Origin of the sequence: Ramlibacter sp. (genome assembly GCF_036676645.1) — a bacterium.
In the GTDB taxonomy this organism is placed as follows: Bacteria; Pseudomonadota; Gammaproteobacteria; order Burkholderiales; family Burkholderiaceae_C; genus Ramlibacter.
In genome coordinates this window covers 71,288-88,026 of sequence record NZ_JAKFCM010000018.1, presented here as the reverse complement: position 1 = coordinate 88,026, position 16,739 = coordinate 71,288, and the positions used below count along the sequence as shown (strand labels likewise).

The following is a 16,739-nucleotide window of genomic DNA, read 5'->3' as shown; positions in this document are numbered from 1 at the left end:
GCGGCCAAGCAGGTGATCCTGCAGAAGATCCGCGACGCCGAGCGCGAGATGCTGCTGAACGACTTCATGTCGCGCGGCGACAAGATCTTCGTGGGCACCGTCAAGCGCATGGACAAGGGCGACGTGATCGTCGAGAGCGGCCGCGTGGAGGGCCGGCTGCGACGAGGCGAGATGATCCCCAAGGAGAACCTGCGCAACGGCGACCGCGTGCGCGCCATGATCATGGAGGTCGACCTGACGCTGCGCGGCGCCCCCATCATCCTGTCGCGCGCGGCGCCCGAGTTCATGATCGAGCTGTTCCGCCAGGAGGTGCCCGAGATCGAGCAGGGCCTGCTGGAGATCAAGAGCTGCGCGCGCGACCCCGGCAGCCGCGCCAAGATCGCCGTGCTGTCGCACGACAAGCGGGTCGACCCGATCGGCACCTGCGTCGGCGTGCGCGGCACCCGCGTCAACGCGGTCACCAACGAGCTGGCCGGCGAGCGGGTGGACATCGTGCTGTGGTCCGACGACCCGGCGCAGTTCGTGATCGGTGCGCTCGCCCCCGCCAACGTCTCCTCCATCGTGGTCGACGAGGAAAAGCACGCGATGGACGTGGTGGTCGACGAGGAGAACCTCGCCATCGCCATCGGCCGCGGCGGCCAGAACGTGCGGCTGGCGTCCGAGCTGACCGGCTGGAAGATCAACATCATGGACGCCAACGAATCGGCCCAGAAGCAGGCCGAGGAGAGCAGCGCCATCCGCACCCTGTTCATGGAGAAGCTCGACGTCGACGAGGAGATCGCCGACATCCTGATCTCCGAGGGCTTCACCAGCCTGGAGGAAGTGGCCTACGTGCCGATCCAGGAGATGCTGGAGATCGAGTCCTTCGACGAGGAGACCGTGCAGGAGCTGCGCGCCCGCGCCAAGGACGCGCTGCTGACCATGGAAATCAAGCGCGAGGAGCGCGTCGACGAGGTTTCGCAGGACCTGCGCGACCTGGACGGGCTGAACCCGCAGCTGATCGGCCGGCTGGCCGAGGCCGGCGTGCACACGCGCGACGACCTGGCCGACCTGGCCGTGGACGAATTGACCGAGATTACCGGGCAGTCGGCCGACGAAGCCACCGCCCTGATCATGAAGGCGCGCGAGCACTGGTTCACCAGCGCTCCCGCCGCGCAAGAGTAAGAGGGGAGGGTCGAAACACCCATGTCCAGTACGACCGTCGCCGAGTTCGCGAGCGAGCTCAAGAAATCACCCCAGACGCTGCTGGAGCAGCTGCGCAGCGCCGGCGTGTCCAAGTCGGCACCGACCGACGCGCTGTCCGAAGCGGACAAGCAGAAGCTGCTGGGCTACCTGCAGGCCAGCCACGGCACCGCCGCGCCCGAGCGCAAGAAGATCACCCTGGTCAAGAAGTCCACCAGCGAGATCAAGCAGGCCGACGCCAGCGGCAAGGCCCGCACGATCCAGGTGGAGGTGCGCAAGAAGCGCACCTTCGTCAAGCGCGATGACGGCAGCGACACCGCCGTGGTGGAAGCGCCCGAAGCCGAGCTGCGACCGCCACCCGCGCCGCGCATCGACGAGGCCGAGCTGGCCCGCCGCGAGGAAGAGGCGCGCCGGCAGGCCGAGCTGATCCGCCGCCAGGAAGAAGACCTGGCCGAGAAGCGCCGCCAGCGCGAGGAGCTGGAGCAGCGCGAACGCGAGGCCGCCGAGCGCGCCGCCGCCTACGCGGCCGGCGAAGAGGCCAAGCGCGCGGCTGCGGCCAGCGCCCAGGCCGAGGCCGGCGCCGAAGCGGCTGCCGCCGCGGCCGAGCGCGCCGCCGCCGCAGCCGAGGCCCGTGCCCGTGCCGAGGCCGAGTCCAAGGCTCGCGCCGACGAGGAGGCCGCCCGCGCCAAGGACCTGGAAGACCGCCGCCGCAAGGCGCTGGCCGAGGCCGAGGCGATCCGCGCCATGATGGCCGCGCCACGCAAGGTGCTGGTGGCCAAGAAGCCGGAAGAATCCAGGGCCGCGGCCAAGCCGGGCGAGGCCGGCAAGCCGGCGGCCAAGGGCACGCTGCACAAGCCGGCCGTCACCGCGCGCCCGGGCGCCCCGGCGGCGCCCGGCGCCGGCAAGGAAGTCAAGTCGGCCAAGCTGTCGTCCAGCTGGGCCGCCGACCCGTCCAAGAAGAAGGCGATCCCGACCCGCGGCGACGCCTCCGGCGGCGTCGGTCGCAACAGCTGGCGCGGCGGCCCGCGCGGGCGCCGCGGCGCCGAGCGCGACCAGCGCGACGATTCGCCGCCGATGCAGGTCGAGCACCGCGTGATCGAAGTGCACGTGCCGGAGACCATCACGGTCGCCGAGCTGGCGCACAAGATGGCGATCAAGGCCTCCGAGGTGATCAAGGCCCTGATGAAGATGGGCCAGATGGTCACCATCAACCAGCCGCTGGACCAGGACACGGCCATGATCGTGGTCGAGGAAATGGGCCACAAGGCCCTGACCGCGGAGCTCGACGATCCGGAGGCCTTCACCGAGGAGGAGGTGTCGCAGGCCGACGCCGAAGCGCTGCCGCGCGCGCCGGTGGTCACCGTCATGGGCCACGTCGACCACGGCAAGACCTCGCTGCTCGACTACATCCGGCGCGCCAAGGTGGCCGCGGGCGAGGCCGGCGGGATCACCCAGCACATCGGCGCCTACCACGTGGAGACGCCGCGCGGCGTGGTGTCCTTCCTGGACACCCCCGGCCACGAGGCCTTCACCGCCATGCGTGCCCGCGGCGCCCAGGCCACGGACATCGTGATCCTGGTGGTGGCGGCCGACGACGGCGTGATGCCGCAGACCCGCGAGGCGGTCAAGCATGCCAAGGCGGCGGGCGTGCCCATCGTGGTGGCCGTCAACAAGATCGACAAGCCTTCGGCCAACCCCGACCGCGTCAAGCAGGAGCTGGTGGCCGAGGAGGTGGTGCCGGAGGAGTACGGCGGCGATTCGCCGTTCGTCAACGTCTCCGCCATCACCGGCCAGGGCATCGACGACCTGCTGGAGCAGGTGCTGCTGCAGGCCGAAGTGCTGGAGCTGACGGCGCCGGTGGATGCCGCCGCCAAGGGCCTGGTCATCGAAGCCCAGCTGGACAAGGGCCGCGGCCCGGTGGCCACGGTGCTGGTGCAGTCGGGCACCCTGAAGGTGGGCGACGTGGTGCTGGCCGGCCAGACCTATGGCCGCGTGCGCGCCATGCTCGACGAGAACGGCAAGACCATCAAGTCGGCCGGCCCGTCGATCCCGGTGGAGATCCAGGGCCTGACCGAGGTGCCGCAGGCGGGCGACGAGTTCATGGTGCTGGGCGACGAGCGCCGCGCGCGCGAGATCGCCACCTACCGCGCCGGCAAGTTCCGCAACACCAAGCTGGCCAAGCAGCAGGCGGCCAAGCTGGAGAACATGTTCTCGGACATGACGGCGGGCGAGGTCAAGACGCTGCCCATCATCGTCAAGGCCGACGTGCAGGGTTCGCAGGAAGCGCTGTCGCAGTCGCTGGTCAAGCTGTCGACCGACGAGGTCAAGGTGCAGCTGGTCTACGCGGCCGTGGGCGGCGTCAGCGAGTCGGACGTCAACCTGGCGATCGCCTCCAAGGCGGTGATCATCGGCTTCAACGTGCGCGCCGACGCCGGCGCGCGCAAGCTGGCCGAGGGCAACGGCGTGGACATCCGCTACTACAGCATCATCTACGACGCGGTCGACGAACTGAAGACCGCGATGTCGGGGATGCTGGCGCCGGAGAAGCGCGAGGAAGTCATCGGCACGGCGGAGATCCGGACCGTGTTCGTGGCGTCGAAGATCGGCACGGTGGCGGGCTCGTACATCACCTCCGGGATGGTCACGCGCTCGGCGCACTTCCGCCTGTTGCGCGACAACGTGGTGATCTACACCGGCGAGATCGAGTCGCTCAAGCGGATGAAGGACGACGTGCGCGAGGTCAAGGAAGGCTTCGAGTGCGGCATCAAGCTGAAGAACTACAACGACATCAAGGAAGGCGACCAGCTCGAGTTCTTCGAGATCAAGGAGGTCGCCCGCACGTTGTGACTCGATGACGAATGACCTCGGCGCTGCGCGCCGTGAATGACAAATGACCGCGGTCGTTCGTCGTTTGTCGTTCGTCATCTGTCCTGCGAGGCGCGTAGTGCCGAAGTCATGAAGCGAAGCACCAAGCCCAATCGCAGCTACCAGGTCGCGGACCAGATCCAGCGCGACCTGGCCGAGCTGATCCGCGAGGTCAAGGACCCGCGGCTGGGCATGGTCACGCTCAGCGCGGTCGAGGTCACGCCCGACTACGCCCACGCCAAGGTGTTCTTCAGCGTGCTCAAGGGCGACCCGCACGAATGCGAGGAAGCCCTCAACCACGCGGCCGGGTTCCTGCGCAACGGCCTGTTCAAGCGCCTGCACATCCACACGGTGCCCACGCTGCATTTCCAGTTCGACCGCACCACCGAGCGCGCGGCCGACATGAACGCGCTGATCGCCCGCGCGGTCGCGTCCCGTTCCAAAGACGGCGAGGCGTAAGCATGGGCGCACCACGGGCACGGGTCGTGAGGCGCCCCGTGCACGGGGTGCTGCTGCTGGACAAGCCCAAGGGCCTGTCGAGCAACGACGCGCTGCAGAAATGCAAGTGGCTGCTGCGCGCCGAGAAGGCCGGCCACACCGGCACGCTGGACCCGCTGGCCACCGGCGTGCTGCCGCTGTGCTTCGGCGCGGCGACCAAGTTCAGCCAGCTGCACCTGGACGCGGACAAGACCTACGAGGCCGTGGCCGTGCTCGGCCTGAAGACGGCCACCGGCGATGCCGAAGGAGGGATCGTGTCCGAGCGCCCGGTGCCGGCGATCACGCCGCAGCAGCTGGCCGAGGTCCAGCGCCGCTTCACCGGGCCGCTGCGCCAGGTGCCGCCCATGCACAGCGCGCTGAAGAAGGACGGCAAGGCCCTGTACGAGTACGCGCGGGCCGGCCAGGCGGTCGAACGCGAGGCCCGCGACATCGTCGTGCACGAGCTGCGGCTGGCCCTGGCCGAGGAGGGCGGCCGCGCTGTGATCCGCTTCACGGCGCGCGTGAGCAAGGGCACCTACATCCGCACGCTCGGCGAGGACATCGGCGAGGCGCTCGGCTGCGGGGCGCATCTGTCCTCGCTGCGGCGCATGGCTACGGGGCCATTCGACGTGTCGCAGTGCGTCACCCTGGACGGCTTTGCCGCCCTGGATGAGGCGGGGCGCGAGGCCGCGCTGCTGCCGCCCGAGGCGCTGCTGGACGGGCACGTGCGCGTCGGGCTCGGGGCGGACGACGCCGGGCGATTCCTGTCCGGGCTGCGCCGGCGCGGCCCCTGGGGCGATGCCGGGCGGGTGGCGGTCTTCTCGCCCGATTCCGTCCTCCTCGGCACGGCCCATGCCAAGGGCGGCGAACTGATTCCGGGGCGTCTGCTGAGCCCCATCGAAATCCAGCAAATCCTGCATGCCAGCGGGCATGCCAAGCAACCATGAGCACCCAACAGATCCGCAACATCGCCATCATCGCCCACGTCGACCATGGCAAGACCACCATGGTCGACCAGCTGCTGCGCCAGTCGGGCACCTTCGCCTCGCACGAGAAGGTGGTCGACACCGTGATGGACAACAACGCCATCGAGCGCGAGCGCGGCATCACCATCCTGGCAAAGAACTGCGCCGTCAGCTGGAAGGGCACCCACATCAACATCGTCGACACCCCCGGCCACGCGGACTTCGGCGGCGAGGTCGAGCGGGCCCTGTCCATGGTCGACGGCGTGCTGCTGCTGATCGATGCCCAGGAAGGGCCGATGCCGCAGACGCGCTTCGTGACCAAGAAGGCGCTGGCCCTGGGCTTGCGCCCGATCGTGGTGGTCAACAAGGTCGACAAGCCCGGCGCCGCGCCGGACAAGGTGATCAACGCCGCCTTCGACCTGTTCGACAAGCTCGGCGCCAGCGACGAGCAACTGGATTTCCCGGTGGTGTACGCCTCCGGCATCAATGGCTGGAGCTCGCTGGAGCAAGGCGAATTCGGCGAGCAGTGGGGCCCGGACATGTCGGCGCTGTTCGACACCATCCTGGAGCACGTGCCGGCCCACGCGGGCGATCCGGCGGCGCCGCTGCAGCTGCAGATCTCGGCGCTCGACTTCTCCACCTTCGTCGGCCGCATCGGCGTCGGCCGCATCAACGCCGGCACCCTGCGCCCGGCGACCGACGTGCTGGTGATGGAAGGCCCGGACGGTCGCTCGTACAAGGGGCGCGTCAACCAGGTGCTCACCTTCCAGGGCCTGGAGCGCGTGCAGGCGGCCGAGGCGGGGCCAGGCGAGATCGTGCTGATCAACGGCATCCCCGACATCGGCATCGGCGTGACCGTCACCGATCCGGCCAACCCGGCGCCGCTGCCCATGCTCAGGGTCGATGAGCCGACCCTGACCATGAACTTCTGCGTCAACACCAGCCCGCTGGCCGGCCGCGAGGGCAAGTTCGTCACCAGCCGCCAGATCTGGGACCGGCTGCAGAAGGAGCTGCAGTCGAACGTCGCGCTGCGCGTCAAGGAGACCGACGAGGAGGGCGTGTTCGAAGTGGCGGGGCGCGGCGAGCTGCACCTGACGATCCTGCTGGAGAACATGCGCCGCGAGGGCTACGAGCTGGCGGTGTCCAAGCCGCGGGTGGTCCTGAAGGAGGTCGACGGCGTGCGCCACGAGCCGATCGAACTGGTCACGGTGGACATCGAGGAGCAGCACCAGGGCGGCGTGATGCAGGCCCTGGGCGAGCGCAAGGGCGACCTGGTGAACATGGAGCCGGACGGCCGCGGGCGGGTGCGGCTGGAATACCGCATCCCGGCGCGCGGGCTGATCGGCTTTTCCAACGAGTTCCTGAACCTCACGCGCGGCTCCGGCCTGATCTCCAACATCTTCGACCGCTACGAGCCGTTCCGCGGCGAGATCGGCGGGCGCAAGAACGGCGTGCTGATTTCCATGGACGACGGCGAGATCTTCACCTATGCGCTGGGCAAGCTGGACGACCGCGGCCGCATGTTCGTGCGCGCCAACGACCCGGTCTACGAGGGCATGATCGTCGGCGTCCACAGCCGCGACAACGACCTGGTGGTCAACGCGACGCGCACCAAGCAGCTGACCAACTTCCGCGTCTCGGGCAAGGAGGACGCGATCAAGATCACGCCGCCGATCGAGCTGACCCTCGAGTACGGCGTCGAGTTCATCGAGGACGACGAGCTGGTGGAGATCACGCCCCGGTCGATCCGGCTGCGCAAGCGGCACCTGAAGGAGCACGAGCGCAAGCGGGCGATGCGCGAGGCGGCGTAGCGGGGCGTTGCCCGTGCGGGCGGCATGGAGATGGATCCCGGCGTCCGCGGGATGACGACAAGCGTTGTCACGAACCAAGAGACGGTGGTGGATGCCGGGTCAAGCCCGGCCTGACACGGCAGGCGCCCGCGGGCAAGACGACAATGCCGCCGCAAGCTCTGCATTCCGGCCGACCGACAACAATGAAACTCACCCACTCCCGCGCCGTGTTCCTGATGGTCGGCGTCACCCTGATGTGGTCCATCGCCGGCGTGGTCACGCGGCAACTGGAGCACGCGCGCAGCTTCGAAATCACGTTCTGGCGCAGCTTCTTCACGGTGCTTTCGCTGCTGGTGATCCTGCCGTTCGTGCAGGGGCGTGCCCTGTTCGCCCGGCTGCGGGCCGGCGGCGCCGCCCTGTGGCTCTCCGGGCTGTGCTGGAGCGTGATGTTCACCGCCTTCATGGTGGCCCTCACGCTGACCAGCGTCGCCAACGTGCTGGTCACCATGTCGGTGGGACCCTTTCTCACCGCGCTGGTCGCGCGCGCCTTCATCGGCCATCGCATCCCGGCGCGCACCTGGGCCGCCATCGCGGTGGCCGGCGCCGGCATCGCCTGGATGTACGGCGCCCAGGTCTCCGGCGGGCACCTCGCGGGCACCCTGGTGGCCCTGTGCGTGCCGCTGGCCGGGGCGATCAACTGGACCGTCACCCAGCGCTCGCACGCGCAGGGACAGAACGTCGACCTCGTCCCGGCGGTGCTGATCGGCGCCGTGCTGTCCTCGGCCTACACGCTGCCGCTGGCCGTGCCCTTCCAGGCCTCGGCACACGACATCGGATGGCTCGCTCTGCTGGGACTGGTGCAGCTGGCGATCCCCTGCGCCCTGGCCGTGGCCTGCGCCCGGGTGCTCAAGGCACCCGAAATCGCGCTGCTGGCGCTGTTGGAGGTGATCTTCGGGATCGTGCTGGCCTGGGTCGGAGCGGGCGAGGCCCCCACCCAGGCCGTGCTGGCCGGCGGCGCGCTGGTGATCGGCGCCCTGGTGACGAATGAACTGATCGGATGGAAGCAACGCGCATGAACGAACTGAAGACCGAAGTGGCGGGCAAGGCCGGCCGCATCACGCTGGACCGCCCGAAAGCGCTGAACGCCCTGTCGCTGGGCATGATCCGCGAGCTCACGGCCACGCTGCTGGCCTGGCGCAACGACCCGCGCGTGGAGGTGGTGACGATCCGCGGTGCCGGCAAGGAGGGTCCCTTCGGCGCCTTCTGCGCGGGCGGCGACATCCGCTTCTTCCATGCCGCGGCGCTGGCGGGCAACCCGCAGCTGGAGGACTTCTTCACCGAGGAGTACACGCTCAACCACCTGGTGCACCACTATCCGAAGCCCTACGTCGCCTTCATGGACGGCATCGTGATGGGCGGCGGCATGGGCATCTCGCAGGGCGCGCGCTGCCGCATCGTCAGCGAGCGCACGAAGATGGCCATGCCCGAGACCGGCATCGGCCTGTTCCCCGATGTGGGCGGCGGCTACTTCCTCTCGCGCTGCCCGGGGCGCCTGGGCGAGTACCTGGCGCTGACGGGCGAGGTGATCGCCGCGGCCGACGCGGTCGATGCGCGCCTGGCCGACGTGGCCGTGCCTTCGGCGGACCTGCCGTCGCTGTGGGATCGCCTGGCCGGCGAGGGCCCCGCGGCCGTGCCGACCCCGCAGCGGGTGGAGGGGTCCAGGCTGGCGGACCACCGCCCCGAAATCGATGAAGTGTTCGCACTGGGCAGCGTGCGCGAGATCGTGGCTGCGCTCGAGGCCGGCGGGTCCGAATGGGCCGGCCACACGGCTGCCGTGCTGCGCAGGCGTTCGCCCCTGATGCTGCACGTGGTGCTGGAGCAGGTTCGCCGGGCCCGCGGCCTGGGCCTGGCCGACGACCTGCGCATGGAGCGCGACCTGGTGCGCCACTGCTTCCACCTGCGCCCGGGCGCCAGCGAGACGGTGGAGGGGGTGCGGGCGCTGGCGATCGACAAGGACCATTCGCCGCGCTGGAACCCCGCGCGGATCGAAGACGTCACGCCGGAGATGGTCGAACCGTTCTTCCGCAGTCCCTGGCCGGCGCATGCGCATCCGCTGCGCGGCCTGGATTGAGGGCGGCCGCCGCTCAGAGCTGCCGGTAGACGCTCTCGGCCAGCGGCAGCAGCTGGGCCCGGTCCAGCCGGCCGGCCAGGGCATAGCCGAAGCCCTGGTCGACCCAGTAGAAGCCGGCGGTGCCGCCGTCCTGGGTGAAGCGGAAGGCCGTCTCTCCGGACGCGGCGCTGCCGCCCTTGCCGGCCGCCAGCGCGCCGACGTAGAGCGTGACGCGTTCGGCGCGCGCGTTCTGGTACATGAACTGCGCCCGCGCACCCTGTTCGCCGGGCAGCAGCCGGCCGCCGACCAGCTCGTAGCCCTGGGCCGACAGGTCGGGCACCCTCAGGGTCCGGCCCAGCCGCCTGGACAACCACTGCACCAGGTGCTCCTGCTGCGCCGCCGGCACTTCCACCGGGTGCCGCACCTCGGGCGAATAGACCACGTGGGCGACCAGCGCCTGGCGGCCGAAGTCGTTCAGCGGCCGGCTGCCGCGGGCGAGCAGCTCGCCACCGCTGCCGCCCCACTGGAGGTGGGCGAGCCAGCCCGCCACGAAGGCCAGCGCGACGGAGGCGGCCATGCCGCCCCAGCGCTGCCAGCGGTCCACGCGGTGGCGCTCGAGGCCGATCTGGCGGGCGGCCTGCGCCAGCGCGGGTGGCACCGGCTCCTGCAGCACGTCCGCATGCAGCGCTCGCAAGGCGTCGCGCTGCGCCTGCCACGCCTGGGCCGTGCGCGCGGCCTCCGGGTCGGCGGCGAGCTGCGCCTGCACCTCCTGCTGCCCGGCGGCCGGCAGGCGCCCGTCGACCAGCGCGTGCAGCCTGGCTTCGTCCGGGGGCGAGGGGTCCTGTTTCATGGGCAACTCATTTCATGCGCTTGAAGGGCAGCACGGCGGGCGCAGAGGAGGACCCGGCCGGGGGCGTGCCTTCCATCAGCTCGCGCAGCCGGCTGCGCGCGCGCGACAGGCGCGACATCACGGTGCCGATCGGCGTTCCGGTGACGCGTGCCACTTCCTCGTAGCTCAGGTCCTGCAGGGTGACCAGCAGCAGCACCTCCCTTTGTTCCTCCGGCAGCCGCATCAGGCAGCGCTGCAGGTCCAGCAGCTGGTCGGTGGCGGCGGGCGGGGCGGCCAGCTCCGGCGCCGCGTCATCGATGTCGACCCGCTGCCCGGCCTGGCGCAGCGCCCGCCGGGCGCCGTCGATGAACAGGTTGTGCATCAGCGTGAACAGCCATGCGCGCAGGTCGCTGCCGGCTTTCCAGAGCTGCCAGCGGTCGCAGGCCCGCTCCAGCGTGTCCTGCACCAGGTCGTCGGCGGCCCAGGCATCGCCCGTCAGCGCGCGCGCGTAGCGTCGCAACTGCGGGATCTGTGCCTCGAGCTCGCCGGCCTGCATGGCTGCGGAGGCTAGCGCAACGGGGCCGGCCGCGACACCGGGGCTTCCGGCCAGTGGCGGCGCAGCACCGCGTCCAGCGCGGCCACGCTGCGGCGGGCCTGCACCTCGCCGTGCTCGGCCGCCACCGCCTGCATCAGGCGCGGGCGCAGGTGCCAGAACGCTCGCGCGTCGCAGGTGCAGCGCGCCCTCAGGCGCAGGCGCATGGCCTGCTCGTTGCGGCAGCCTTGCAGCTGCGCGAGCAGCATGGCACGCAGGTCCTCGACCTCGTGCGCAAAGCTTCCCAGGGCCTCGCCCATGTCAGGGCCGGGCGATGCGCCAGGCGTTGTTGACGCCGTCGCCGGTGCGGTCGCCGGCCTTGGTGTCCTTGATCCAGTAGTAGACCGGCTTGCCCTTGTAGGCCCACTGCTTGCTGCCGTCGTCGCGCGTGACGACGGTCCAGTTGCCCGAGTTGCCTGCGCCGGCTCGCGCCATCAGGGGTGGCCAGTTGGTGGCGCAGGGCCCGTTGCAGACCGATTTGCCGCTGCCGGCGGCGTCGCGGTCGAAGGTGTACAGGGTCATGCCGTTGGGGCCGACCAGGGCGCCGTCGGCGACCCGGGCCGGCGCCGCCGGGGCATCGGTGGCCATCGAGGAGCAGGCGCCGAGGCCGCCGGCTAGGGCCAGGGTGGCCAGGGTGAGGGACAGGCGGGGCAGGTTCATGGGGTTTCTCCAGGGTGTTCCTGCCGCATGAACGACGCCGCGGGGCGGTTTATTCCCGCCGGGGCCGGCCGCAACCCTAGCGGTTGCGGCTCTTCATGGCGCGCTCGACCTCGCGCTTGCCCTCGCGGTCGCGGATGGTGTCGCGCTTGTCGTGTTCGGCCTTGCCCTTGGCCAGCGCCACCTCGCACTTGACCCTTCCGCCCTTCCAGTGCAGGTTGATCGGCACCAGCGTGTAGCCCTTTTGCTCCACCTTGCCGATCAGCCGCCGGATCTCGTCCTTCTTCATCAGCAGCTTGCGGGTGCGCGCCGCCTCGGGGTTGACGTGGGTGGAGGCGGTCCTGAGCGGGTTGATCAGGCAGCCGATCAGGAACAGCTCGCCGTTGCGCACCACCACGTAGCCGTCGGTGAGCTGGACCTTGCCTTCGCGCAGCGCCTTGACTTCCCAGCCTTCCAGCACCATGCCGGCCTCGAAGCGCTCCTCGAAGAAGTAGTTGAACGCGGCTTTCTTGTTGTCGGCGATGCGCGCGGCGCCGTCCTGCTTTTGGGCCATGGCTGACAGATGGGGAGCGCAGGCCGAATCTACAATCCCGCGGAGGGCTGCATTCTCGTATGAAAACCGTCCACCGTTCCGTGCTCATCTGGTACAGCGCGGAAGAGATGTTCACGCTGGTCACCGACGTCGCGCAGTACCCCAAGTTCCTGCCCTGGTGCGACCACGCGCAGGTGCTGGAGGAGGACCCGGCCGGCATGAAGGCCGAAATCGGCATCGCCTTCGCCGGCGTCCGCCAGAGCTTCACCACCCGAAACGACCACGTGCCCGGACGGCACGTGGGCATGAAGCTGGTCGACGGGCCGTTCTCCAACCTCGACGGACGCTGGAATTTCCTGCCCGTGGGCAACGACGGCACCCGCGCCTGCAAGGTGGAACTGGACCTGAATTACGGCTTCCAGAGCGGCACCCTGGCCGCCGTCGTCGGGCCGGTGTTCGACCGCATCGCCGGCAACCTGGTCGATGCCTTCGTCAAGCGGGCCGAGCACGTCTACGGCTGACGCCATGCTGCGCGTGACCGTGATGCACTCGCCCGGGCCGCGCCAGGTGCGCGAACAGGCGCTGGAACTGGCCGCAGGATCGACCGTCGCAGACGCCTTGCAGGCCTGCGGGCTGGCCCTGGCCGAGGGCGAGGCGGCAGGCGTGTGGGGGCGCAGGGCGCCGGCTTCGCAACCGCTGCGCGAGGGCGACCGGGTGGAGGTCGCCCGTCCGTTGCGCGTGGACCCGAAGCTGGCGCGCCGTGAGCGGTTCCAGCGGCAGGGCAGCCGCGGCGCCGGCCTGTTCGCCCGCCGGCGCCCGGGCGCCAAGCCGGGGTATTGAGCGGCCTCAGGCGCCCTTGCAATCGCGCGCGATGACTTCCTGCAGGCGCTTGACTTCGGCGGCGCGCTGGTTGTCGTCCAGGATCTCGCGCTCGCCCTTGTCGTTGACGCGGGCGATGCGCTGGCCCGAGTCGTACTGGGCCTTGCCCTGGCGGGCGCGGGTGCAATTGTCGGCCTGGGCCCTGGCGACCTCTTCCTCCTGCGCCTTCTTCTTCTCGGCCTCGGCGGCCTCGGCCTGCTTCTTTCGCTCTTCCAGGACCTTGTCCTTGCCGCTGATCTTCGGCACGTTCGCAGCAACGGCCCTGGCCGGCGCGGGAGCGGAGGCCGCCGCGAGGGGGGCGGCCGACGCGGCCGCGCGCATGCCGGGGCGGCGCAGGATGTTCTTCTCGGGCACCTCCGGCGGCGGAGCCTTGTCGCTGAACACGCGGCGGCCGTCCTGGTCCACCCACTGCCACTGCGCGGAGGCAGCCAGCGGCAGGACGCAGATGCAGGCGAGGGCGAGGGCGCGAAGGGCGGTCATGGCGGCAGTGTAGCGGCGCAACCCGACCGTCCCAAGGCGACGCGGCGTCCCCGGGCCCGGAGCGTCACCACCGCGCGACGCGGGCCACCCGGGTTAGTACCAAGGTGCCTGGATACAATCCTTTTTTTGGAGCCCTGACATGCGCCTTCTCGGCAAAGCGCTGACCTTCGACGATGTGTTGCTGGTCCCGGCGTTCTCCCAGGTCCTGCCCAAGGACACCTCCCTCGCGACGCGCTTCACCCGCAACATCTCCCTGAACCTGCCGCTCGTGTCCGCCGCCATGGACACGGTGACCGAGGCCCGGCTGGCGATCGCGATGGCGCAGGAGGGCGGCATCGGCATCGTCCACAAGAATCTCACGCCGCAGCAGCAGGCCGCCGAGGTGCTGCGCGTCAAGCGCTACGAATCGGGCGTCGTGCGCGAGCCGGTGGTCATCACGCCCGACCACACCGTGCTGCAGGTGCTGGGGCTGTCGGAGCAGGTGGGCTTTTCCGCCTTCCCGGTGGTCGACGGCGGCAAGGTCGTGGGCATCGTGACCGGGCGCGACCTGCGCTTCGAGACGCGCTACGACGTGCCGGTCCGCAAGATCATGACCCCGCGCGAGCGCCTGATCACGGTGCCGGAGGGCACCACGCCGGCGCAGGCCAAGGCGCTGCTGAACAAGCACAAGCTGGAGCGGCTGCTGGTGGTCGACGAGTCCTTCGAGCTCAAGGGCCTGATCACCGTCAAGGACATCACCAAGCAGACCAGCTTCCCCAATGCCGCGCGCGATGCGTCGGGCCGCCTGCGCGTGGGCGCCGCCGTCGGCGTCGGCGAGGGCACCGAGGAGCGCGTCGAGGCGCTGGTGCGGGCGGGCGTCGACGTCGTCGTGGTCGACACCGCGCACGGCCACAGCAAGGGCGTGATCGAGCGGGTGCGCTGGGTCAAGCAGAACTACCCGGACGTGGAGGTGATCGGCGGCAACATCGCCACCGGCGGCGCGGCACGCGCGCTGGTCGAGGCCGGCGCCGACGCCGTGAAGGTCGGCATCGGCCCGGGCTCGATCTGCACCACCCGCATCGTGGCCGGCGTGGGCGTGCCGCAGATCACGGCCATCGACAACGTGGCCACGGCGCTGGCCGGCAGCGGCGTGCCGCTGATCGCCGACGGCGGCATCCGCTACTCGGGTGACATTGCCAAGGCCATCGCCGCGGGCGCGCAGACGGTGATGGCGGGCGGCATGTTCGCCGGCACGGAGGAGGCGCCGGGCGAGATCGTCCTGTTCCAGGGCCGCAGCTACAAGAGCTACCGGGGCATGGGCTCGATCGGCGCGATGCAGCAGGGCAGCGCCGACCGCTACTTCCAGGAAGCCACCACCGGCAACCCGAATGCCGACAAGCTGGTGCCCGAAGGCATCGAGGGCCGCGTGCCGTACAAGGGCTCGCTGGTGTCCATCATCTACCAGCTGGCCGGCGGCATCCGCGCCGCCATGGGCTACTGCGGCTGCGCCAGCATCGAGGAGATGCGCGGCAAGGCCGAATTCGTCGAGATCACCTCGGCCGGCATGCGCGAGAGCCACGTGCACGACGTGCAGATCACCAAGGAAGCGCCGAACTACAGGGCGGATTGAGCCTCATGGCGGCCGGCGGGCAACCGGCGCATCGAGTCCGGCGCGGGAAGGCCCAGACCGGGGTCCCGGGCGCGACATCGAAGCCGCAGTCGCCCGGGCGCCCAATGCGGGCGGGGCGGCTGCCATCACAACCGACATGCAACACGACAAGATCCTCATCCTCGATTTCGGCTCGCAGGTCACGCAGCTGATCGCCCGGCGCGTGCGCGAGGCGCACGTGTATTCGGAGGTCCACCCCTGCGACGTCGGCGACGAATGGGTGCGCCGGTACGCCGCCGACGGCCGCCTCAAGGGCGTGATCCTTTCGGGCAGCCACGCCAGCGTGTACGAGGAGAGCACCGACAAGGCGCCGCAGGCGGTGTTCGAGCTGGGCGTGCCGGTGCTGGGCATCTGCTATGGCATGCAGACCATGGCCCACCAGCTCGGTGGCAAGGTCGAGGGCGGGCACAAGCGCGAATTCGGCTTTGCAGCGGTGCGCGCCCGCGGCCACACCGAGCTGCTGCGCGACATTGCCGACTTCACGACCTCCGACGGCCACGGCATGCTCAACGTGTGGATGTCCCATGGCGACAAGGTCGCCGAGCTTCCGCCCGGCTTCAGGCTGATGGCCTCGACCGACAGCTGCCCGATTGCCGGCATGGCCGACGAGGCCCGCAGGTTCTATGCCCTGCAGTTCCATCCCGAGGTCACGCACACGGTGCAGGGCCGCGCGATCCTGGAGCGCTTCGTGCTGGGCATCTGCCAGGCCCGGCCCGACTGGGTGATGCGCGACCACGTCGCGGAGGCGGTGGAGGCGATCCGGCGGCAGGTCGGCGACGAGGAGGTGATCCTGGGGCTGTCGGGCGGCGTCGACTCCTCGGTGGCGGCCGCCCTGATCCACCGCGCGATCGGCGACCAGCTGACCTGCGTGTTCGTCGACCACGGCCTGCTGCGTCAGGACGAAGGCGACACGGTGATGGACATGTTCGCCGGCAAGCTGCACGCCCGGGTGGTGCGGGTCGACGCGAGCGAGCTGTTCCTGGGCCAACTGGCCGGAGTCGCCGACCCCGAGCAGAAGCGCAAGATCATCGGCGGCCTGTTCGTCGACGTATTCAAGGCCGAGGCCGCGAAGATCAGGCAGTCCCACGCGCGGCACGTCGCCTGGCTGGCGCAGGGCACGATCTACCCGGACGTCATCGAGTCGGGCGGCGGCAAGAGCAAGAAGGCGGTCACCATCAAGAGCCACCACAACGTGGGCGGCCTGCCCGAGCAGCTGGGGCTCAAGCTGCTGGAGCCGCTGCGCGACCTGTTCAAGGACGAGGTGCGCGAGCTGGGCGTGGCGCTGGGGCTGCCGCCGGAGATGGTGTACCGCCATCCCTTCCCCGGCCCGGGGCTGGGCGTGCGCATCCTGGGCGAGGTGAAGAAGGAGTACGCCGACCTGCTGCGCCGCGCCGACGCGATCTTCATCGAGGAACTGCGCAACGCCCGCGACGACAAGACCGGCAGGAGCTGGTACGACCTGACCAGCCAGGCCTTCGCCGTGTTCCTGCCGGTCAAGAGCGTGGGCGTGATGGGCGACGGCCGCACCTACGACTACGTGGTGGCGTTGCGCGCCGTGCAGACCAGCGACTTCATGACCGCCGACTGGGCCGAGCTGCCCTATGCGCTGCTGAAGAGGGTGTCGGGCCGCATCATCAACGAGGTGCGCGGCATCAACCGCGTGACCTACGACGTGTCCAGCAAGCCGCCGGCCACGATCGAGTGGGAGTAGGGTGCGGCATGGCTGCGATGCG

General features: G+C 70.2%; 17 protein-coding genes. 11 read left to right on the top strand and 6 right to left on the bottom strand.

Annotated features, from left to right (window positions below; translation table 11 throughout):
- From nusA to V6M57_RS03800, 7 genes are all read left to right on the top strand, one after another.
- The coding region (nusA, locus tag V6M57_RS03830; RefSeq protein WP_332813657.1) for a transcription termination factor NusA at positions 1-1,164 on the top strand (1,164 nt) is incomplete at its 5' end.
- A gap of 21 nt (positions 1,165-1,185) precedes the next feature.
- Positions 1,186-4,029, top strand: coding sequence for a translation initiation factor IF-2 (gene infB / locus V6M57_RS03825; RefSeq protein ID WP_332813656.1), 2,844 nt, complete (start codon positions 1,186-1,188; stop codon positions 4,027-4,029).
- Between the two features lie 108 nt (positions 4,030-4,137).
- A complete protein-coding gene (gene rbfA, locus V6M57_RS03820) occupies positions 4,138-4,506 on the top strand; it encodes a 30S ribosome-binding factor RbfA (protein WP_332813655.1) in 369 nt (122 codons plus the stop codon).
- 2 nt (positions 4,507-4,508) lie between these two features.
- Positions 4,509-5,471, top strand: coding sequence for a tRNA pseudouridine(55) synthase TruB (gene truB, locus V6M57_RS03815; protein ID WP_332813654.1), 963 nt, complete (start codon positions 4,509-4,511; stop codon positions 5,469-5,471).
- A complete protein-coding gene (typA, locus tag V6M57_RS03810; protein ID WP_332813653.1) occupies positions 5,468-7,300 on the top strand; it encodes a translational GTPase TypA in 1,833 nt (610 codons plus the stop codon). Before truB ends, typA begins: the two co-directional genes overlap by 4 nt.
- 182 nt (positions 7,301-7,482) lie before the next feature.
- On the top strand, positions 7,483-8,355 hold the full coding sequence (locus V6M57_RS03805; RefSeq protein WP_332813652.1) for a DMT family transporter: 873 nt from the start codon (positions 7,483-7,485) through the stop codon (positions 8,353-8,355).
- Positions 8,337-9,410: an enoyl-CoA hydratase/isomerase family protein gene (locus V6M57_RS03800; RefSeq protein ID WP_332813651.1), complete on the top strand. Its 1,074-nt coding sequence runs from the start codon at positions 8,337-8,339 to the stop codon at positions 9,408-9,410. The genes V6M57_RS03805 and V6M57_RS03800 overlap by 19 nt, the downstream gene beginning before the upstream one ends.
- Before the next feature lie 13 nt (positions 9,411-9,423).
- On the opposite strand, the gene V6M57_RS03795 is transcribed toward V6M57_RS03800, so the two are convergent.
- The 5 genes from V6M57_RS03795 to smpB all read right to left on the bottom strand — a co-directional run bounded on the left by V6M57_RS03795 (position 9,424) and on the right by smpB (position 12,020).
- Positions 9,424-10,239: an anti-sigma factor family protein gene (locus tag V6M57_RS03795; protein ID WP_332813650.1), complete on the bottom strand. Its 816-nt coding sequence runs from the start codon at positions 10,237-10,239 to the stop codon at positions 9,424-9,426.
- A 7-nt stretch (positions 10,240-10,246) separates the two neighbouring features.
- Positions 10,247-10,774 (bottom strand): sigma-70 family RNA polymerase sigma factor, encoded by a 528-nt coding sequence (locus V6M57_RS03790; RefSeq protein WP_332813649.1) that lies wholly within the window; start codon positions 10,772-10,774, stop codon positions 10,247-10,249.
- 11 nt (positions 10,775-10,785) lie between these two features.
- The gene (locus V6M57_RS03785; RefSeq protein ID WP_332813648.1) at positions 10,786-11,070 is read right to left on the bottom strand and encodes a hypothetical protein; all 285 of its coding nucleotides are present in this window, start codon (positions 11,068-11,070) and stop codon (positions 10,786-10,788) included.
- 1 nt (position 11,071) lies between these two features.
- Positions 11,072-11,470 carry a COG4315 family predicted lipoprotein gene (locus tag V6M57_RS03780; RefSeq protein ID WP_442968774.1) on the bottom strand — a complete coding sequence of 133 codons (399 nt, stop codon included), beginning with the start codon at positions 11,468-11,470 and terminating at the stop codon, positions 11,072-11,074.
- Positions 11,471-11,546: 76 nt separating this feature from the next.
- Entirely contained in the window at positions 11,547-12,020 is a 474-nt protein-coding gene (gene smpB / locus V6M57_RS03775) for an SsrA-binding protein SmpB (RefSeq protein ID WP_332813647.1), read from the bottom strand.
- A gap of 59 nt (positions 12,021-12,079) precedes the next feature.
- Here smpB and V6M57_RS03770 point away from each other — a divergent pair, with 59 nt between their 5' ends.
- Positions 12,080-12,520 carry a type II toxin-antitoxin system RatA family toxin gene (locus V6M57_RS03770; protein ID WP_332813646.1) on the top strand — a complete coding sequence of 147 codons (441 nt, stop codon included), beginning with the start codon at positions 12,080-12,082 and terminating at the stop codon, positions 12,518-12,520.
- A gap of 4 nt (positions 12,521-12,524) precedes the next feature.
- A complete protein-coding gene (locus V6M57_RS03765) occupies positions 12,525-12,839 on the top strand; it encodes an RnfH family protein (protein ID WP_332813645.1) in 315 nt (104 codons plus the stop codon).
- Between the two features lie 6 nt (positions 12,840-12,845).
- Here the strand turns inward: V6M57_RS03765 and V6M57_RS03760 are convergent, their stop codons facing one another.
- The gene (locus V6M57_RS03760; RefSeq protein WP_332813644.1) at positions 12,846-13,358 is read right to left on the bottom strand and encodes a DUF4124 domain-containing protein; all 513 of its coding nucleotides are present in this window, start codon (positions 13,356-13,358) and stop codon (positions 12,846-12,848) included.
- A 139-nt stretch (positions 13,359-13,497) separates the two neighbouring features.
- Here V6M57_RS03760 and guaB point away from each other — a divergent pair, with 139 nt between their 5' ends.
- Positions 13,498-14,967, top strand: coding sequence for an IMP dehydrogenase (guaB, locus tag V6M57_RS03755; protein WP_332813643.1), 1,470 nt, complete (start codon positions 13,498-13,500; stop codon positions 14,965-14,967).
- Between the two features lie 136 nt (positions 14,968-15,103).
- Entirely contained in the window at positions 15,104-16,717 is a 1,614-nt protein-coding gene (gene guaA, locus V6M57_RS03750; protein WP_332813642.1) for a glutamine-hydrolyzing GMP synthase, read from the top strand.
- The last annotated feature ends 22 nt before the right edge of the window (positions 16,718-16,739 follow it).